The organism is Microcoleus sp. CZ3-B2 (assembly GCF_036705055.1).
In the GTDB taxonomy this organism is placed as follows: Bacteria; Cyanobacteriota; Cyanobacteriia; order Cyanobacteriales; family Microcoleaceae; genus Microcoleus.
Map to the genome: position 1 here is coordinate 1 of NZ_JAUBTN010000017.1, position 17,337 is coordinate 17,337.

Here is a 17,337-nt window from a genome sequence, read left to right on the forward strand (position 1 = left end):
TCTCCCAATCCCCCCCTCACCCCCTCTCCCCATTTCCCCCTCGCCCAATCCTGCCAACAGTGCTCCGCTGGAAAATTTAGAGGGATATTACCAGCAACTAGAAACACTGCTGCTGAAAATTGGATATTTGCAGCCGCACACAGCAGCGAGTCGGATGGAAAAGTTTCGGCGTTTGTACAATCGCGCCTATCCGACAGTGGATGAAGTCGCCATGCTGCGGGGCACTCTCCGCCAAACAGATTGGGCAATAAAAAATTACGCGCGATCGCCAGTTTCTGATACTCTGGATGCGTTGCCGGAAAATCCAGCGGATAGCTAGGAGAAATGCAGATAATTTGGGAGGTAAGATTGAGGCTTGTTGGCGAACAGGATTTACCCGCTTGTCACCAAAGAAACCGGGTTTCTTGACTAAAAACCTCAAATTCACGGTAATTTCCCGGCAAGAAACCCGGTTTCTACCACGGGTGCGTTTCCGATAAATCTAAAATTCCCAATCTAAAATCTCAAATTGATTGGCTGACAACCTAAAAAATCTTAAACTTGAAATTTACAGCGCAGAAGGAGTAAGACGTGGCAGAGCGGTTTCCCAAACGATCGATATTATCAGTGATGTCCTCGATAGCCTCTACCAACTCCGGGCCACAACCGCCTAAATCGGGCAAAACAAGTCAGTCTGGCAAATCCGGCCGCCGCCGCCCGCCCCAACCGCCAAACGGCCCAGAAATTCCAGCATCCGAACCTGCCACTTTATCACCGCAACCAAGCCGCGTCACGAAAATTAGAGCCAATTCTCCCGCGCCTTCCCCCGAAGAATTGAATGCACAGGACTTTTTGTCCGATCCCAAATCGGCAATTAACCCTAGAAAACCCAAAACTACCAAAATTTCGCAGTCGAAAAGCCGCCAATCGCGCAAAAAAAATCTCGCGGCTGTCGATTTGTTCGATTTTCCACAGCCAAGTCTGGAAAATGTAAGTTCGATCGCCAGCAATCCCATCAACGAACCCGAAACTACAACAACCCGCGCCCCCCGCAAAAGTCACTCCAGTGCGCCCCCAACGGCTATTCTAGAGCTGGAAACAGCCCCAAAGGTCAAAAAAGCCCCTGTGCCGAAACCGCGCCCGCAAGGGAGCAATAGACCGGGCAAAAAATCTGCTGTTCCCAGGGTGCCGCCGTTGGTGTACGCCACTCGGTTGTTGATTTTGGGAGTTGGGATTGCGGTGATTTGCGGTACTCTGCTGTCGGTGGCGAATGCTGTGAATCGATCGGCTGTAGCGACACAAGAAACGCCCGCACAGCCAAAAAACCCAGCCGACAGCGCAGTTGCAGCCCCGCTGGCTTCAGAAGCCCTACAACTGAATCAAGAATTAGGAGCTTTGAAAACACAAGTTCAGGTGATGGCAACAGAAAATCCTACCTTGAATGCGGGGATATTTTTAGTTGATTTAGATACTGGAAGCTACCTAAATTTTAACGGCGACGTGCCTTTTTCTTCAGCTAGCACGATTAAATTGCCGATTTTAGCAGCTTTTTTCCAAGCAGTTGATGAAGGCAAAGTGCGGTTAGATCAGGTGCTGACGCTGAAGCCGGAACATATTGTGGGCGGTTCTGGACAAATGCAGGACGATCCGGCGGGTACGAAATATTCGGCTTTGGAAGTTGTCACAAAGATGATTGTAGTCAGTGACAATACGGCGACAAATATGATGATTGAATTGTTGGGAGGTGCTGAGGTTTTGAATCAGCATTTTGCCGCTTGGGGTTTGAGGGCGACGGTACTGCGAAATAAGTTGCCGGATTTGGAGGGAACTAATACTACTAGCCCGAAGGATTTGATTAATGTTATGGCGCAGATAGATCGCGGAAATTTGGTTTCGGTTAAGTCGCGCGATCGCATTTTGCAAATCATGCGGCAAACAAAAAACGATACTTTGCTACCGAGAGGTTTGGGGGAAGGTTCAGTTATTGCTCACAAAACGGGTAATATTAATACGATGCTGGCCGATGCGGGGATGGTGGATTTGCCGAACGGGAAGCGTTATTTGGTGGCGGTGATGGTGAAGCATCCGGTGGAAAATGAGAAGCCTGCTCAAAGTTTGATTCGGGATATTTCTAAGATGAGTTACCGCTATTTGAACGACGGGGAAACGCCTGCAGATTCAAAGGTGAAAATTAAAAATTAATTAATTCGCCTTAAAATAGTTTCGCAGTCAGGACTTGAGTTCGCACAACATCGGAGGACTAAAATCCTAACTGCGAACCTATAACTTAGAGGCTGTTCGGACAATTTTTCACTCTTCCGGGATCCTGAGTGCGAGTGCTGTAGACTTCAGAAAGTATAAATGATTTTGTATGATGAAATTACACGCCCCAATTGCTTGTTTGCTAGCGCTTTCAACTTTAGCTGCGGGAGTTTCTCCCGCATTCAGCAATCCCCTTCGTTCTGCTGAAAGCGAAGTGACGGATATTACGGTTATTTCCAACAATATTGAATTGAATCGCGCGAAAAATTTAGCCCGTCAAGCAGCAGAAAATGCTAATGGTGGTTTGGGAAAATATCGAGCGGAAGCGGCGATGCACGGTGCTTCGGAGGAGTCGCCTTTTGTTGATAATGGGGATGGTTCTTGGACGTTTACTTTTCAAGGTCACAAACCGGGTGCGTCTGTTTATACGGTGGAGACGGTGGTGACGGTTTTTCAAGATGGGAGGGTGAGGGTGGATTACAACGGGCGGATTCGCAGTTCGTTGAATTTCAGGTAATCGATCGTAAAAGTATCATTTCAGCCACCGGCGATGGCTTGAGGCAAAAAAATTAACATCCCTCAAAATTAATCACAGCAAGCATTACAGCGTTTGCGGTCATCGTTTTTTTTCGGCACTGCACCTCAAACCCTTGCTGTGCAAGCAATACAGCCGAAAAGCTTGACCCCTCAAAAAAACACCTACCGATGACCGCAAAAACTCATGAATCAGAACCGGGCTATAAAACTCCCACTGCTGAGAGTTCCTCAGCCTCTTTCTCATCCATCTCGTCGAGTTTCTGCCAAACTTCGTGCATCAATTCATTCAACCCAACTCGACTCACAGCGGAAATCAACAAAACCGGAGCACCGCTAATTTCTTGCAATCGCCCGATCGCACTGGCAATTTCCTCATCCTCAAGATCGATCGCATCCACCTTATTCAAAGCCAAAATCTGCGGCCGCCGTGCTAAACCACGCCCGTAGGCCTTCAACTCATCCTGAATTGTCATGTAATCTGCGATCGGATCTTCATCAGTAATATCAATTAAATGCAGCAACAACCGAGTCCGTTCAATGTGTCGCAAAAACTCATAACCCAAACCCGCACCTTCGTGAGCCCCGGCAATTAATCCCGGAATATCAGCAAAAACAGTACCGTCACCAGTCGGCTTTCTAACTACCCCCAAATTCGGAATTAAGGTTGTAAACGGATAATCTGCAATCTTAGGACGAGCCGACGACAAAGCAGAAATCAGCGTTGACTTACCAGCATTAGGCAAACCAATAATTCCCACTTCAGCTAATAGCTTTAATTCCAGCCGCAAAAACTTGTGATCGCCTTCCTTTCCCGGTAACGCATAATCAGGAGCCCGGTTAGAATTCGTCAAAAAACACTTATTACCCAAACCGCCCTTGCCACCTTGAGCAATACAAATAGTCTGTCCGGGAACCACCAAATCTGCTAAAATCGCCTGAGTTTCGGCATCGTAAACTACCGTACCGCAGGGAACCTCGATCGTGCGATCGTCCCCAGAAGCCCCAGTCATATTCTTCGGCGCGCCCCGCTTCCCGTCTTGAGCTTTAAAAATCCGGTTGTACTGAAAATCTAGCAGCGTTTGCAAACTTTCCACCGCCACCACAAACACAGAACCGCCGCGCCCGCCCGTACCGCCACTAGGCCCGCCCGCCGGCACATACTTTTCTCTGCGAAAAGCGATCATACCGTCGCCGCCCTTACCCGCCACGACTTGAATATCAGCTCGATCGATAAATTGCATAATTTAATCAATAGTAATCAGTCAACAGTCATTAGTCATCAGTCAGCAGTCATCAGTGTCAACTTAAGACTAAAACCTTTGGTATCTCTCGTTTTCATCCGAGTCTCGCTCCCCCTCGCATCCCCCTTAATCAGGGGAACTTTGAACACTTCCGGTTCTCCCCTCGTTAAGGGGGAGTAGCGAGTTCTTCCTGCTGGGCGATCGATAACTTAATCGTCAAACAGCAGACTCATACTAGCTTTAACGTTAATTTGACACTAATGGTTAGTATAATACCAGATTCCAGTAGAATATTGCTCTTTTTCTTGAGAATGCTGAGGCTGCCTAAAAAAGTCTAATCGCGAATTACAGTCGCTGGAAAAATATAATTTTAACAACAAATTTGCTATTAGCAGGACTTACCCACAAAAATTGAATAAACCGAGTTTTTCTACTGGGGCGGATGGCTATAACGATTCTTTTTTCCAGAAAAACCCGGCTTTTTGCATCCCGGACTAATTAGCAGTCATTGGTTAATCGTTACATTCATTAATCCCAGATTTCGCAATGTCTAAATGACCAATGACCAATGACTAATGACCAATGACCAATGACTAATGACCAATGACTAATGACTGCTAACAATATGACGATACATCTTCCTGACAATCATCTGCTAAATAGCAGAGAGCTCGAAAGCGCATCCCCACCAACTGTTCGTAAAGCGGGTTAATCTTGCACATCGCCGGAATGTGGACGATTTTGTGCCCGAACAATACAACATCTCGCTCAAACGGACATTGTGGCGGAATCATTTTGCAGACAAAATGTGCCACTTTGGGATCGTGAATTTCCCAGCCGTCCAGCCAATCTTTAACCGGTTGCAGGACGTTTTTGTGGTGTGGTTTGCGTAGGGGAGATGACAGGGGTGTGCCGGCGGGGACGGAATTTGAATCAAAGGCTATTTGGCTGTTTGGCCCTTGGGGGTCGCAGTTGCTGTCTGCGATGGTGTGTCGCAGAGATTCGATCGCCTCGATGTTGTGACCCAAAGCTGTGCAAAACTTGTACAGTACCTCATCTTCGCTCAGCGAGTACGTACCGTCTGCTAAGGCTACCATGACTGCTGTTCTCAAAAAATTCTCCCCGTTGGCGGTGCCTTTGCCTAACACAGCAGCTAGTTCCTCTGGCGCAATCGGTTCAAACTCTGTCTCAGCAGATACTGGATGTAATTCATCCTGAGTTAGGTTCGCAATGATTTTTTGCTCGTTTTCGTCAAAGTTGCCGTCAGCCCAAGCAATTGTCAGCAATCCGCGCAGCCAAGCGGTAATTTCTTCATCGGTGCAGTTGGTTTTTGCGTTACTCATCAGCATTTCTAGTGGGATGTCGCAGTCCTTTTCTTGGTTTGGAGCGGGAGAAATATTCCCCTCTAAATAATTTTTACTGCTTTTTTGGTCGATCGAGCTTTTTGTTGAAGGTTTGTGCCTGAAGATTGCTCCAAACGCTTGTAGTGGACGTGTTAAAAGCATATTTGTGTCTCAGGAGCTTCGCTGATTAGCGAGCTAATTTATTGGGTAGTTCTACTCCCCCAAAATGTCATCTATCGGGAGGAATAGGTTTGTTCGATCTTGATTGTAGTTGCACGGATTCCAGATGGCGATCGAATTTTTCGCAAAAAATCACAGGTTTGTTAACATAGGAGCTGCTAAGAAACCGAGTTTCTCCCACACGGGCGATCGAACTTCGCTATGTTTACATCTTAATATATATTTTTGTAAATTTTTGTATATCGGCTGCAACATTTGACCGCGAGCCGGCTTGATGATTTGGGAATAAAAAGACTTGATGTGGCTGTTAGCCTGTGTTGTCAAAGGTTTCGATTGCTGTGTTAGCCTCGAAACGATGGGATTGATTAAAAAAATTACTCCAAAAGAAGTATAAAATTTGTTTGCCCAGCCGTCTTTGTGAGGTGGGGATATGTGAGATTGTCGATCGAATTTAGGGATTTTTGAGGGTGGGGGACCAGGTGGCTAGCTTGGTATCAGGTGCGTCGCTGTGAAATTATCGATCGAATTGAGGGATTCTTGAGGGCGGCGCACTCTACAACTGACAACTAACAACTGACAACTGACAACTGACAACTAACTACTGACTACTGACTACTGACTAACTGCGGCGACACAAAATCCAGCGCAATTCCATTGGCGGGCGGGCGTTTGCCATCGGGAAAACATCTCTACCGGTTGCCCAACTGGGAAACCAGGGGGTGGGCGGCCAGGCTGTTTCTGGTAGGTGGTGGCGTTCGTACTCCCACACCAACTCGTTGGATATTGGGACTAAGGGCAACCCTTCCATTGCCGCGGCGAGCTCACCGGGCGTGAATAAAGTAGACCAGGAAAGTTGGGCAACTTGTCGCACGAGGGCATCGGGCTGGTAGTCGCCGACGGTTAAAAATGTGCTGAACAGCAACACGCCTCCGGGAGAGAGGAAGTCGCACATTTTGGCTAGGAAAAGCCGTACTTGATCGCTGTCACGAAAATGCGAGATGACTTCGGCGGCAACTGCGAGTTGGTAGCCCGCTGGTTTCATCCGCATTAAGGGGTCGAGCACGTCGCCTTCGGTTACTGTGACGGGAAGGTTTTCGGCTGTTGCTGCTGCTTTGAGTTGTTCTGCAAAGCTTGGGGTGAGTTCGATCGCATCTACAGCATAGCCCAATCGAGCCAGGGGTAAGGTGTTGCGTCCGGTACCGGCCCCCACGTCTAATATGCGGATGCGATCGGGATTTCCCAATTTAGCAGCCGTTGCCATCAATTTTGCATCTGGATGAGAACCGAACAGGGGAGGTTCTCTGGTGTCTACCCAGGTTTTATACTGTTCTCCAACTGTTGAGGTAGTAACAATCACTTTGCAGGCCAAGCCTGTTTGTGGCGGCTGCACTGATTCGTATTGCAGGATCAGCATTGATGCTGTTGAGGTGCGGTAGCCTTGTTCTAATTTAGTGGCTAAAAGCTTTTTGAGTTCCTCCCTGCGGTCTTCTGGCAGGGGTCTGTCGAGGGTGGTAAATAGTTTTTCAATTGATTGGAGATAGTGGTTTAGCATTCCCGGCAGGCAGGGGAAAACTAATTCTCCGCGTGCGGTGGCGCGAGTGTTAATTTTGTAGAGGATGGCTTGCTGGAGAATGTCGGGATTTGTTACCAGCGGTAGTTGTTCGGTTTGGTCGATCGTGCTTTGGGCGCCCATAGGTTCCGGGAAGAAGTTATTAGTTAGTTGTTATTAGTTAGTTGTTATTAGTTAGTTGTTTTTAGTTAGTTGTTTTTAGTTGTTAGTTGTAAAATAATGAGAGCTAATTATACAACAACTTAAGACGATAAAAAAGCAGATTTTGGATTTATTTTGTTTGGTAGCTGAGGATTTTTAGATTGTAGAAAATCCGATTTGAGAGCTTTATTTTGGATAAGTCTCAAATTTCAAATTTCAAATCGACTAAGCCCTAAACCCGAGTGTCTCTGAAAATGGGAGTTAGGATCTCGATCGACTGTGGCGCATTTAAATTGTATGTTGGCCGGCGAGGTGGAAAAAGCAAAGATTCAAGTCTTTTGGCCTTCTCCGCCTCTGTGCTCTATCCCATCAGCCATAACAGCCAATGTATATGGGTAGGAACTAAAAGCTGGGCTTAGTTGCTGCCGGTAAAAGTTACTTCGGGGAACTTCGATTGAGCTTCTGTCATCGGGCGCCGTCTGCCTTCTTCTTGCCAGTAGTTGATGACTTCTGTGGCTTGGTTTAGGATTTCGACGCGATCGTTGTCAGCAATCCAGTGTTTGGCTTCGAGTTCGTTTTTGAGGTCTTCCCACGCATCTTTGCGCGGCCAGAAAAAGTAGGATGTCAGCGGGCTAGTTCCTTTGCCGACAACTTGGTCAACGGCGAGGGCAACATTCTCTTCTAGCCAGAGAACTTTTAAGATGAACTTGGACAAGCAAACCTCCAGGGTTTCGATAGAATTTGTTAAAAATTTCTACAATCGCTAAGCGTAGCACATTCTGTTCGATAATGAGCGATCGGTGATTAAAAGTTTTGTCACGCGGCTGGGTTTCGCGCCCCTTCTGGGCCCTAAATCAATCAAATTTGTGCAAAACTCGCCCCAGTTACCAGGATAATTAAGTTGTGAACAGAGTTATTTTAGTTTTTGATATTGACGGTGTGGTGCGGGATGTGTCCGGTTCCTACAGGCGGGCGATCGCGGATGCGGTGGAACACTTCACGGCTGGTGCTTTTCGCCCAAATTCTCTGGATATCGACTCTCTGAAGTCTGAGGGAGTGTGGAATAATGACTGGGAAGCGTCTTTTGAGTTAGTTTGCCGTTATTTTGAGGCAATCGGGCGATCGAGAAATCAACTCGCTTTCAACTATGACGAATTAGTCGCTTTTTTCCAAAGTCGCTATCGCGGGCCCGATGAGCAAAATTGGACTGGTTACATTTGCGACGAACCGCTGCTGTTAAGTCCGGCTTACCTAGAAAATTTAACGCTTGGCGGTGTTGCTTGGGGCTTTTTTAGCGGGGCGATGCGGGATGAAGCAGCTTATGTTTTGTCAGGGAAACTGAGTTTAAATTCCCCTGTGTTGGTGGCGATGGAAGATGCACCGGGAAAACCAGATCCGACTGGACTTTTCGCAGCAATTGAACAGTTGGAAAACCTGCACGGTTTAGCAAAGAATTTGCCCGTGGTTTATGCCGGAGATACTGTTGCCGATATTTACACGGTGGTGAAGGCGCGGGAATTGCAACCAAATCGGGTTTGGCTGGGTATGGGAATTTTGCCGCCTCATGTTTTGGATGATTCTGTGCGCTGCGAGGCTTATAGTGCAGCGCTGAAAAAAGCAGGTGCTGCAGCGGTTTTGCGGAATGTTGAGGAGTTGACGGCGGTGCGGATTCGAGAATTAGTCAGTGGTTAGTTGTTGGTTGTTATTAGTTATTGGTTGGTTGTTAGTTGTTGGTTAGTTGTTGGTTAGTTGTTGGTTATTTGTTGTTATTGGTTAGTTGGGAAAGTAACAGACCCCTTGATGATTCGGCGGTTGAAACCGCCTCTACAGAAACGATGTCGGCCTGCGCCGGCTGTTTCATAAAGGCGATCGCCAACCCGGATTTGGCATGACAACGAACAACTGCCAACTGACAACGAACAACTAACCAATAACCAATAACAACTAACCAATAACAACTAACCAATAACAACTAACCAATAACAACTGATAACTTTCCCTTTAAGATTATTTTAAGTTCAAGAATTTGTCTAGGGCGCTGACTACAACTGGCGGCCAGCGGCGGGTATTTGCAACCCAATCGAGGTCTTTGTAGCGGGAATCGAGGCCGACTGCGGCTACCCAATTGCTCTCAGCTTCGCCGCGATTTCCAGCTTCCCAAAGACAGGCGCTGAGGGCGGCTCTCATGTCGGCAAATTGAGGGTATCTGCGGACGATGTTTTTCATGTTGCGAATTGCTTCTTTGGTTTGCCCGTTTTGATACAGTGCTAGGGCGTGGTTGGCGCGAGCAAAGGCGTATTCGGGGGCTAGTTCAAAGGCTTTGTTGTAGTCGGAAATTGCTGGTTCCCATTCTCCTAAACCTGCTTCGGCGTTACCTCGGTTGTTGTAGGCGGCTGGATCTTGGGGGTCTAATTCTAGTACGTGATTGTAGTCGGCGATGGCTTCTTCCCAACGTCCTAAACCTTCTAGGGCTGTGCCGCGGTTGAGGTAGGGATCGGGGGCTTCGGGAGCTAGTTCGATCGCCTTTTCGTAGTCAGCAATTGCTGGTTGCAGTTTGTTTTGGCTGACTCTAGAATTGCCTCGGTTGCTCCAAGCGGCTGCTTGTGAGGGAAATTTTTCGATGATTTGAGTCCAGAAAATTTCTGCGGCGGGAAATTTGCCTTCGTTTGTGGCTTCAAAAGCTTTTTGAATGAGTTCTGCTAATTCCTGCTGGGAAGCTGCAATGTCTGCGGGTTGTGATTGTGCGGCGGCGGGCGCGATGTTTCCCAACCAAACTAACCCGGTTACAATTAATACTGTAAAGAATGTGACAAGTGAGCGAATCATTTTTGTTAGTTGAAACTTTACTAAACATATTATTAACCGAAATTGCGGGCGTTGGTTAGGGGATGTTGGAAAAGTCTCGGCGACTTAAGTCGCAGCTAGACAGACAAAACCAGCCTCCGCAGGTTCTGAAACCCTGGATTTTCTTGAGAAAAGTCTCGGCGACTTAAGTCGCAGCTACACAAACAAAACCAGCCTCCGCAGGTTCTAAAACCCTGGATTTTCTTGAGTTGGCGCAGGCGGACTTTGGTTGTGTAGTTGCGGTTTTAACCGCCAGTTTGTGTAGTCGCTAAGGATAATTTAATGAAAAAACGATTGCTAATTTTGGGCGGAACGGGGGATGCTGCTAAACTGGCTGCCAGAGCGTCTCAAATCGCCGATATTGAGGTGGTTTCTTCCCTAGCAGGACGCACTCAGCAGCCTTTTACTCCAAAAACGGGTACGGTGCGAATTGGGGGGTTTGGTGGGGCGGCTGGGCTGGTGGCGTTTTTGGATTGTAGCCCGATCGACTTATTAATCGATGCGACTCATCCGTTTGCGGCTCAGATTTCTGTTAATGCTGCGATCGCTGCTGCTGAGTGCAACGTGCCTCATTTGATGCTGGTGCGCCCTGCTTGGGAGATGGTGGAGGGCGATCGCTGGATTGAAGTTGGCAGCCACTCGGAGGCTGCAAGGGCTTTATCAGGGCAGTCTCAGCGGGTATTTCTGACGATTGGCAGGCAGGAATTGGCGGAGTTTGCTGGTTTGGATGCTATTTGGTTCTTGATGCGGGCGATCGATCCTCCTGCACCAAACACTCCTATTCCTAACGGTAAATTGTTATTAGCAAGGGGGCCTTTTTCATTGAAAGATGAGCGGGAATTGCTGTTAGAATATCGCATTGATACAATTGTCAGCAAAAACAGTGGTGGCGCTGCTACCTATGCAAAAATTCTCGCTGCTAGGGAACTGGGAATTCCGGTGGTGATGGTGCAGCGGCCGCAGATTCCCAATGTCGATCGGGTTGCTGATGTGGAAGGGGCGATTTCTTGGTTGGTTGAGCAGTTGAATTGAAAATCACAAGTTACGCACTTCCACTAAAGAAACCGGGTTTTTCTGAATCTGCGCGTGACAACGAAATATTGTCGAGAACAACCCGGTTTCTAACCCCCGTGCGTCAATTTCTAATTATTTGTTTTGTTCTCAGTATTCAAAGAGTTAAGATGATTATTCATTTCTTGTAAATATGCTTTTAAAACTGGATATTGCGAAGTTGTTAGCAGCGGGTCTTTTTTCTGGGTGACAATTGTTTCTAAGGGCAGAATCCGATAATTATATTTATTGTTCAGAGTATAGCGCTGTACCCAAGTCGGAATCGTTTTGATGCTGGTAATTTCTGTAGTTTTTTCAGGAAGTTTTTTGCGAATATCGATTTGCAAAATTACGCCTAAGTCTGTATATTTTTGAGTCTGACCGGAAATAAAATTTCCCATTGAATAAATTGCTACAGCTTTGCGGGTTTTCCCGTTTTTTCCGGGGAAGTTAAAGATTTTGTAAGGTTGGACGACGTGGGGATGACTGCCGAGAATGATGTCTGCACCGGCTTTGAGCAGGTTTTCCACTAATTGTTTTTGTTGGGTGTTTGGCTGTCGCTGATATTCGTCGCCAAAATGCAGGGAAATTGCGATTATATCTGCTCCTTGTTTGCGGGCTTTGGCTATGTCTTTGATGATCTTTTTTTCGTCGATTAGGGAAACTAAGTAGTCTTTGCCTTTGGGTATGGGGATGCCGTTTGTGCCGTAGCTGTAGGCTAGCATGGCTAGTGAAATATTGTTTTTGGTGATGATTAAAGTGCGATCGCCCGTAGCTTTCGATTTGGCTGTTCCTGTGGAGGCAATTTGCCGATCGCCCAAATTTGCGATCGTCCTAATTATGCCTGTTTCTCCCCTATCCAAAGCATGATTGTTCGCAGTTGTCAAGATATTAAATCCGGCTTTTTTAGCAGCATCCAGTAATTGAGCCGGTGCGTTGAATAGGGGATAGCCCGTATATCCGCCCGCATCTTTGCCGGCTAAGGGTGTTTCGAGATTTCCCGTTACCCAATCGCCTTTTGAGAGGATGCTTTTAACTGGTGCGAAGAAATTGTCAAAATTGTATGTTTGTTTTTTTGCGTCGTAGCCGGAGATTGTTTGGGTACTGTGCATCATGATGTCGCCGACAGCAATTAATTTTGCTTCTTTAATCTCCGACTTTGGCTTGGCCGGAACAGATGCTGCTGCAATTGGCGATGGCGTCCCGCCCCGCAAGCTACGACTTTCTGCAGGCTGCGTGTTAGTTTTTGGGGTTTGGATGTTGCAGCTTGCGATCGAAAGCATGGCAATTACCGAGAGCGATCGACTAAAATTCATGATTTATGATAGTGATATTAGTTCAAAAAAACAATGCAAGTGCAGGCAATATCCCAACTATTATGTCATCAATTATTCAATAATATAACCCAACACTTTTGGGTGAAAAATACCGGGCAGTTTAAACCAGGTTTTATACAAGCTTGCACCCGCACCAGGAGGCTGGGCGAAGCCGAAAGTCCTGGTGCGGGTTGAATACCGGGCCGTTAAAATTACCTTATTGTCAGTTGGGGTTGCTAATCTATCCAGACGATCGATAATACATCGAATAATTGACCATCTCAAAAAACCGCCCCCACTATCACGAAAAAATCGCTAAATTTCCTATTTCCGCCACCTGTCAAATTGGTCTTCAGAACAACCATTAATAAATTTATTGTTCACCCAACCGTTAAGGATTGTCAAAGTTTCATTAGGAGGATTACCCGAAAATCTCGCCACAATTTTCACCCAATCACCTTGTCTGGTGACGGCCCGAACTCCATCTCCTTTTTTGAGTTTAGCTACAATCGGGTACTTATCGCCGGGGCCTCTACGAATGTTGACAGCCCCACCTTCACCTGTAATAAAAGAGCATTGAGTTTGCTTTTTTAAAGCTTCTACTTTTTGGGAAGAAAGATTTTGCTGTCTGCCAAAAACGGGAAAGCTGTAAAGTGAGAAGCTTAAAGTTGCAACTGCCGCTGCAATGAAAAAGGCTTTTGATTGAGTAAAAATTAGCATTTCTTTAATCTCCTCGGGTTGGAAAAACTGAAGTCCGAACGACCGAACTGTTATTGGACTGTTATTTGATGGAAGCAAACCATTCGGTAATGCCTTGGGCGATCGCCTCGGCTAACTTCTGCTGTTCTGTCGGATTCACAATCCATTCAAATTCTTCGGGATTAATCATAAATCCCAATTCCATTAAAACAGATGGAGTAACTGCAGGACGAGTCATGGCTAGGTTGTTCCAGAATACACCATAGCTCGGACGGTTCAAATTGGCAACTAAATAATTGTGAAGAAACATTCCCAAACTGTGGGCTTGGGGATGAAACCAGAAAGCGCCGACACCTTTAGTATTAATTGCATCGCCGTTATCCGGCAAGGCATTGTAATGAATCGAAATTGCGATCGCCGGTTCTTCTTTTTGAATCATTTCTACCCTCGGCGGCAAATCCAAATCGACATCTTCCACCCGCGTCATTACCACATTTGCGCCCCGATTTACCAATTCTTCTCGCACTAATTTCGACACAATTAAAGCTACTGTTTTTTCGCGATAGCCCGTGGGCCCCACACCCCCGGAATCTTCCGGCCCGCCGTGTCCCGGATCGAGGAGAATTTTGATTCCCGACAGCGGTTTTGCTGACGAATTCGGCATCATGCTGGTATTCGCAGGAGGGTGTTTTAAAGACAACACTAAAGTTGTGCCATCGTATCTCAATTTGTAGCCCCACTGCTGGGCAGACTTGAGATTGAAAGTATATTGTACTTGCAGCGGCGATGTTTGTTGCCATACCAAACTCGAAATTACTGGGTCATCGTCGAGGCGAATAATGTCAGTTTGAGCGGTGGTATTGTAGAGTGTTAATGTGAAGGTACGTTCTCCTTCTTGCACGGTGACTGGGACTGGTATTTCTAAGGGAAATAAAACCTCTGTCCAGCCTGGAACTTGACGCGATCGCGCGCTGCGAATAATCGATCGCGCGGGAACTGCATCCTTGACAATTTGCACTTCTGATGCTTTGATCCAAGCACCGTAATCGAGCCGAATCCATTCTCCCTCGCGCCCGATAACTGTTGCTCGCGTTCCCTTCGGTAGCGGTGTCATCCGAGAAAAATCTGTACTCGCCCCGGTTCTGGCGATACCAGCATCTGCTGTTACTTCGGCTATTTCTAACTCTGCGGGGGAGAGAATAGAAATCTTGCCGGTACCTTGCTGGCTGATAGTTCGATCGTTCATTGTTAGCTCAAATACTGGCACTCCTAAATCAATTTTTTCTGTTTTTGGTAGCGAGGAGTTAGACTCATTTTCGCCCTTGAGCAAGGGTGGATTTGGGGGAGTTATAGCGCAGCCTTGATACTGTTCGATGCTGCTTTTGGCGATCGGGGAATTTTCACCTAGCAGTACAGATTTGTTGTCTGGGAGTTCGACTTGCGATCGCGCTTTTAAAGGAATAGTAACGCCAGCCAATTTTACCGCAACTAAAGCATTCGCCGGGGCGATCGCCCCAAAGCAAATATATTCCCCCGGTAAACTCGCGACATCGACTTTCGGCGTCAGGGAATTTTTAGCAAAAGCCAATCCAGCGGGGACTTCAGGCTGATTTGACTCCCGCGTCACCTTAATTTGAACTTGCTGATTTTCGTAACGCAAGGTAAAGACATTTTCGCCTAATTGCAGGGGAACTGTCGGGGCGAAATGGCCCGCCCCGCTGCGCGGAATTTGTTGGCCATTTACCGATACTTGTCCGGTTGGGGGGGCGGTACCGATTAAAAAAATGCGATCGGCTATTGTTTTGTGGTTGGCGGGAGGATAGGCGACGGACAAAGGTTGAGCGGCCACAGCTACAGAGGCGATCGCCATTATCATCCCAAAGACAACTAATCCTAAAAATTTTCTCATGCTCAATTGAAATTAATTGACAGTCTGTTGGTTATTTATACTCGAACTTGCGCCAAGAAACCCGGTTTCTGCGAAAATATTGGGTTGAGTAACGAGAAATACGGAAAGAAACCGGGTTTTTGAGGATTAGGCGTAAGTCCTATTGACTATATAAGACCCAGTTTATCAGGTTGGTAGTTGCAATTGAGTTATCGGCGACATAAATTTTCTCATAAAACTATTAAATTTTAAGCGATCCCTACGTCATTCTCCACAGTTTATCCAAGGGATTGCTCGGTATTGTAAAATACAAAAAATCCCACAATCAGACAAACTCTCATAGTATATTGGGCAAAAATAGTTAATTTATGGTGATAAATATGGTAACTTATTTAAGCAAAAATAAGAGCTTTTAGCACGAAAGTTAAAATATTTTAGCAGTTCAAGTGGGAGAACTATTCAAATTTACTTCAAAACAAAATAAGCTCATTGAAAAATTAGAACAAGAACTCGAAAGACTCAAAGAGACACAGCCAAGTAATAGCTTTTACATCATCAAAATCCCCATCAAACAATCTGATACAGAAATCAGAGACAGCCGCTTTTGATAACTCAAAATAGTCAGAACTCTAGCCAAAGCGTAAACCAGAGAGACAGCCAGGACATATCGGCAAAACCCGAAAAAGATTTGCGCGAGATAGATATGAAATCAGCACTCCTGACTAAGAGTGAGCATTGTGGTAGCAGAGAATTAAGTGACATTATTGGTTATAGTAAATCTAGGGTAGCGTGCTTAGTAGATAGACCAATTGAAGTAGTGCAATATCAACGAGCCAAATGTCAGTATAATGAATGTGGAGCCATAGTGATTGGGTCTGCCTCACCGGGTATAGTGCCAGGACAAGATTTGAGTATCGACCTACAAGCATTATTGGTATGGTTAGGTAAGCCTTCTTTAATTCCCCAATCTCAGACCTGAATCCTTACATCTCGAAGTTTTGACACTGCTTAGGGATTCGAGGTATAATTGTGTTCACGGGGTGACAACCTCTGGAACAAACTTGTCTCTCAAAGATTTTGAAGTTTCTGACTGCCAAAAAGATCAAGTCTTAGTGACCAAATTGTTGACACTGAACTGGAGAAATATCAAGATGAAAAGCACCAAACTAATTTATATGATTTTGCCCTACACGCGCCGGGAACTGCCGGGATGGGGAAAATTATTTGAAAACTTAGGTGGGTATAAAAGTGAATTGTGGAAAGATGCCCCTATCCGTACTATACGCGGCAAGTTTCATCAATATTTGATGACTCTCGATCTTTCCTCTTGGCACGAACGAATGACATATTTTCTAGGTCGCTACTACGAGTTAGATATCCAAAAATTCATGATCGAAGCCGTAAAACCGGGCGATAGTTTTATCGATGTCGGAGCTAATTTAGGAATGATTACTCTGATGGCAGCACGGTGTGTTACTCCGACAGGAACTGTACATTCCTTTGAACCAAATCCTTTGGTTTTTAAGCGATTGCAGGCGAATGTGAGTAACAATGAATTGCAGCAAGTTACCCTGCACAATTGCGGTCTTGCCGAAGGAGAAAGCGAACTAACACTAACTGTAGTCAATGAAGAGTTGGGGATGGGAACTTTTACAAAAATCCCTCAACAAGATGAGTCGCTAATTTCCAACCAGTATCAACTAACCGTGTATCGCGGAGATGACATTTTGCCTGAAGAATTACCAGGCATCACTTTTATTAAAATTGACGTAGAAGGGTTTGAACCCCTGGTAATTCGAGGGCTCGATCGCACAATTCAACGCCTGCATCCAGTAATCCTGACAGAGGTAGTGCCGGAACATCTAGAAAGGGGCGGTTTCAGTGTCAAAGAACTTTGCGAAATTATGCAAAATTACGGCTATCAACCTTTGAATATCTCTACCAAACGTTCTGGGTTGCGACATCACCTCCAATTAACTAAGCTTACAGATAATCACATGACAGAAAATGTGTTGTGGCTGCATCCAGAAAATAATCTTTCTTCACGCCTTGAAAAGTATTTTCAAGAATCCTGAAATGGTTGAAAACCAGTTGATTTTCGCTTTAATTTAGGGGATGAAACGACTTTTTAACTATTGATTGAACATAAGGTTTGACATCAATAGTCTCTCAACCCATAATCAAAAAAATAAATCAAAACGCTATTTTTCTGTATCTCCGCAGCTTTCTCGCTTCTGAGATTCATTTTTTTGACAACAATTTATAGCATCGAATCAATCAAAATTCT

13 protein-coding genes and 1 pseudogene are annotated in these 17,337 nt (G+C 45.9%); 6 read left to right on the top strand and 8 right to left on the bottom strand.

Features of this window, described 5'->3' with window-relative positions:
• From QUA97_RS10170 to QUA97_RS10180, 3 genes and pseudogenes are all read left to right on the top strand, one after another.
• Positions 1 to 319 (top strand): annotated as a pseudogene (locus tag QUA97_RS10170) (hypothetical protein); the annotation flags it as partial.
• Positions 320 to 609: 290 nt separating this feature from the next.
• On the top strand, positions 610 to 2,181 hold the full coding sequence (locus QUA97_RS10175) for a serine hydrolase (protein ID WP_228050323.1): 1,572 nt from the start codon (positions 610 to 612) through the stop codon (positions 2,179 to 2,181).
• A 169-nt stretch (positions 2,182 to 2,350) separates the two neighbouring features.
• Positions 2,351 to 2,758, top strand: coding sequence for a hypothetical protein (locus QUA97_RS10180; protein ID WP_228050322.1), 408 nt, complete (start codon positions 2,351 to 2,353; stop codon positions 2,756 to 2,758).
• Positions 2,759 to 2,978: 220 nt separating this feature from the next.
• Here the strand turns inward: QUA97_RS10180 and obgE are convergent, their stop codons facing one another.
• The 4 genes from obgE to QUA97_RS10200 all read right to left on the bottom strand — a co-directional run bounded on the left by obgE (position 2,979) and on the right by QUA97_RS10200 (position 7,989).
• Positions 2,979 to 4,019 carry a GTPase ObgE gene (gene obgE / locus QUA97_RS10185; RefSeq protein ID WP_333194538.1) on the bottom strand — a complete coding sequence of 347 codons (1,041 nt, stop codon included), beginning with the start codon at positions 4,017 to 4,019 and terminating at the stop codon, positions 2,979 to 2,981.
• Positions 4,020 to 4,636: 617 nt separating this feature from the next.
• Complete coding sequence (locus QUA97_RS10190; RefSeq protein WP_333194539.1) at positions 4,637 to 5,524, bottom strand: Mo-dependent nitrogenase C-terminal domain-containing protein; 888 nt, start codon at positions 5,522 to 5,524, stop codon at positions 4,637 to 4,639.
• 637 nt (positions 5,525 to 6,161) lie between these two features.
• The gene (locus QUA97_RS10195; protein WP_194012333.1) at positions 6,162 to 7,235 is read right to left on the bottom strand and encodes a class I SAM-dependent methyltransferase; all 1,074 of its coding nucleotides are present in this window, start codon (positions 7,233 to 7,235) and stop codon (positions 6,162 to 6,164) included.
• A 433-nt stretch (positions 7,236 to 7,668) separates the two neighbouring features.
• A complete protein-coding gene (locus tag QUA97_RS10200) occupies positions 7,669 to 7,989 on the bottom strand; it encodes a 30S ribosomal protein PSRP-3 (RefSeq protein WP_194012340.1) in 321 nt (106 codons plus the stop codon).
• A 167-nt stretch (positions 7,990 to 8,156) separates the two neighbouring features.
• Between QUA97_RS10200 and QUA97_RS10205 the strand changes: the two genes are divergently transcribed.
• A complete protein-coding gene (locus tag QUA97_RS10205; protein WP_194070704.1) occupies positions 8,157 to 8,945 on the top strand; it encodes a TIGR01548 family HAD-type hydrolase in 789 nt (262 codons plus the stop codon).
• A 315-nt stretch (positions 8,946 to 9,260) separates the two neighbouring features.
• Here the strand turns inward: QUA97_RS10205 and QUA97_RS10210 are convergent, their stop codons facing one another.
• Entirely contained in the window at positions 9,261 to 10,079 is an 819-nt protein-coding gene (locus tag QUA97_RS10210) for a tetratricopeptide repeat protein (RefSeq protein WP_194070705.1), read from the bottom strand.
• Between the two features lie 300 nt (positions 10,080 to 10,379).
• Here QUA97_RS10210 and QUA97_RS10215 point away from each other — a divergent pair, with 300 nt between their 5' ends.
• Positions 10,380 to 11,129 (top strand): cobalt-precorrin-6A reductase, encoded by a 750-nt coding sequence (locus QUA97_RS10215; protein WP_333194541.1) that lies wholly within the window; start codon positions 10,380 to 10,382, stop codon positions 11,127 to 11,129.
• A 110-nt stretch (positions 11,130 to 11,239) separates the two neighbouring features.
• Here the strand turns inward: QUA97_RS10215 and QUA97_RS10220 are convergent, their stop codons facing one another.
• From QUA97_RS10220 to QUA97_RS10230, 3 genes are all read right to left on the bottom strand, one after another.
• Positions 11,240 to 12,463, bottom strand: a complete 1,224-nt coding sequence (locus QUA97_RS10220; RefSeq protein ID WP_333194542.1) for a CapA family protein — start codon at positions 12,461 to 12,463, stop codon at positions 11,240 to 11,242.
• A 324-nt stretch (positions 12,464 to 12,787) separates the two neighbouring features.
• Positions 12,788 to 13,183, bottom strand: coding sequence for an SH3 domain-containing protein (locus QUA97_RS10225; protein ID WP_333194543.1), 396 nt, complete (start codon positions 13,181 to 13,183; stop codon positions 12,788 to 12,790).
• A 61-nt stretch (positions 13,184 to 13,244) separates the two neighbouring features.
• Positions 13,245 to 15,071 (bottom strand): N-acetylmuramoyl-L-alanine amidase, encoded by a 1,827-nt coding sequence (locus tag QUA97_RS10230; RefSeq protein WP_194070709.1) that lies wholly within the window; start codon positions 15,069 to 15,071, stop codon positions 13,245 to 13,247.
• Positions 15,072 to 16,201: 1,130 nt separating this feature from the next.
• On the opposite strand from QUA97_RS10230, the gene QUA97_RS10235 reads away from it, so the two are divergent.
• The gene (locus tag QUA97_RS10235; protein ID WP_333194544.1) at positions 16,202 to 17,125 is read left to right on the top strand and encodes an FkbM family methyltransferase; all 924 of its coding nucleotides are present in this window, start codon (positions 16,202 to 16,204) and stop codon (positions 17,123 to 17,125) included.
• Positions 17,126 to 17,337 lie beyond the last annotated feature (212 nt).

Bases quoted from the DNA above. Each gene is read 5' to 3' on its own strand.
- QUA97_RS10175 (WP_228050323.1), top strand. From the start codon at position 610: ATGTCCTCGATAGCCTCTACCAACTCCGGGCCACAACCGCCTAAATCG.
- QUA97_RS10180 (WP_228050322.1), top strand. From the start codon at position 2,351: ATGATGAAATTACACGCCCCAATTGCTTGTTTGCTAGCGCTTTCAACT.
- obgE (WP_333194538.1), bottom strand. From the start codon at position 4,019: ATGCAATTTATCGATCGAGCTGATATTCAAGTCGTGGCGGGTAAGGGC.
- QUA97_RS10190 (WP_333194539.1), bottom strand. From the start codon at position 5,524: ATGCTTTTAACACGTCCACTACAAGCGTTTGGAGCAATCTTCAGGCAC.
- QUA97_RS10195 (WP_194012333.1), bottom strand. From the start codon at position 7,235: ATGGGCGCCCAAAGCACGATCGACCAAACCGAACAACTACCGCTGGTA.
- QUA97_RS10210 (WP_194070705.1), bottom strand. From the start codon at position 10,079: ATGATTCGCTCACTTGTCACATTCTTTACAGTATTAATTGTAACCGGG.
- QUA97_RS10215 (WP_333194541.1), top strand. From the start codon at position 10,380: ATGAAAAAACGATTGCTAATTTTGGGCGGAACGGGGGATGCTGCTAAA.
- QUA97_RS10220 (WP_333194542.1), bottom strand. From the start codon at position 12,463: ATGAATTTTAGTCGATCGCTCTCGGTAATTGCCATGCTTTCGATCGCA.
- QUA97_RS10225 (WP_333194543.1), bottom strand. From the start codon at position 13,183: ATGCTAATTTTTACTCAATCAAAAGCCTTTTTCATTGCAGCGGCAGTT.
- QUA97_RS10230 (WP_194070709.1), bottom strand. From the start codon at position 15,071: ATGAGAAAATTTTTAGGATTAGTTGTCTTTGGGATGATAATGGCGATC.
- QUA97_RS10235 (WP_333194544.1), top strand. From the start codon at position 16,202: ATGAAAAGCACCAAACTAATTTATATGATTTTGCCCTACACGCGCCGG.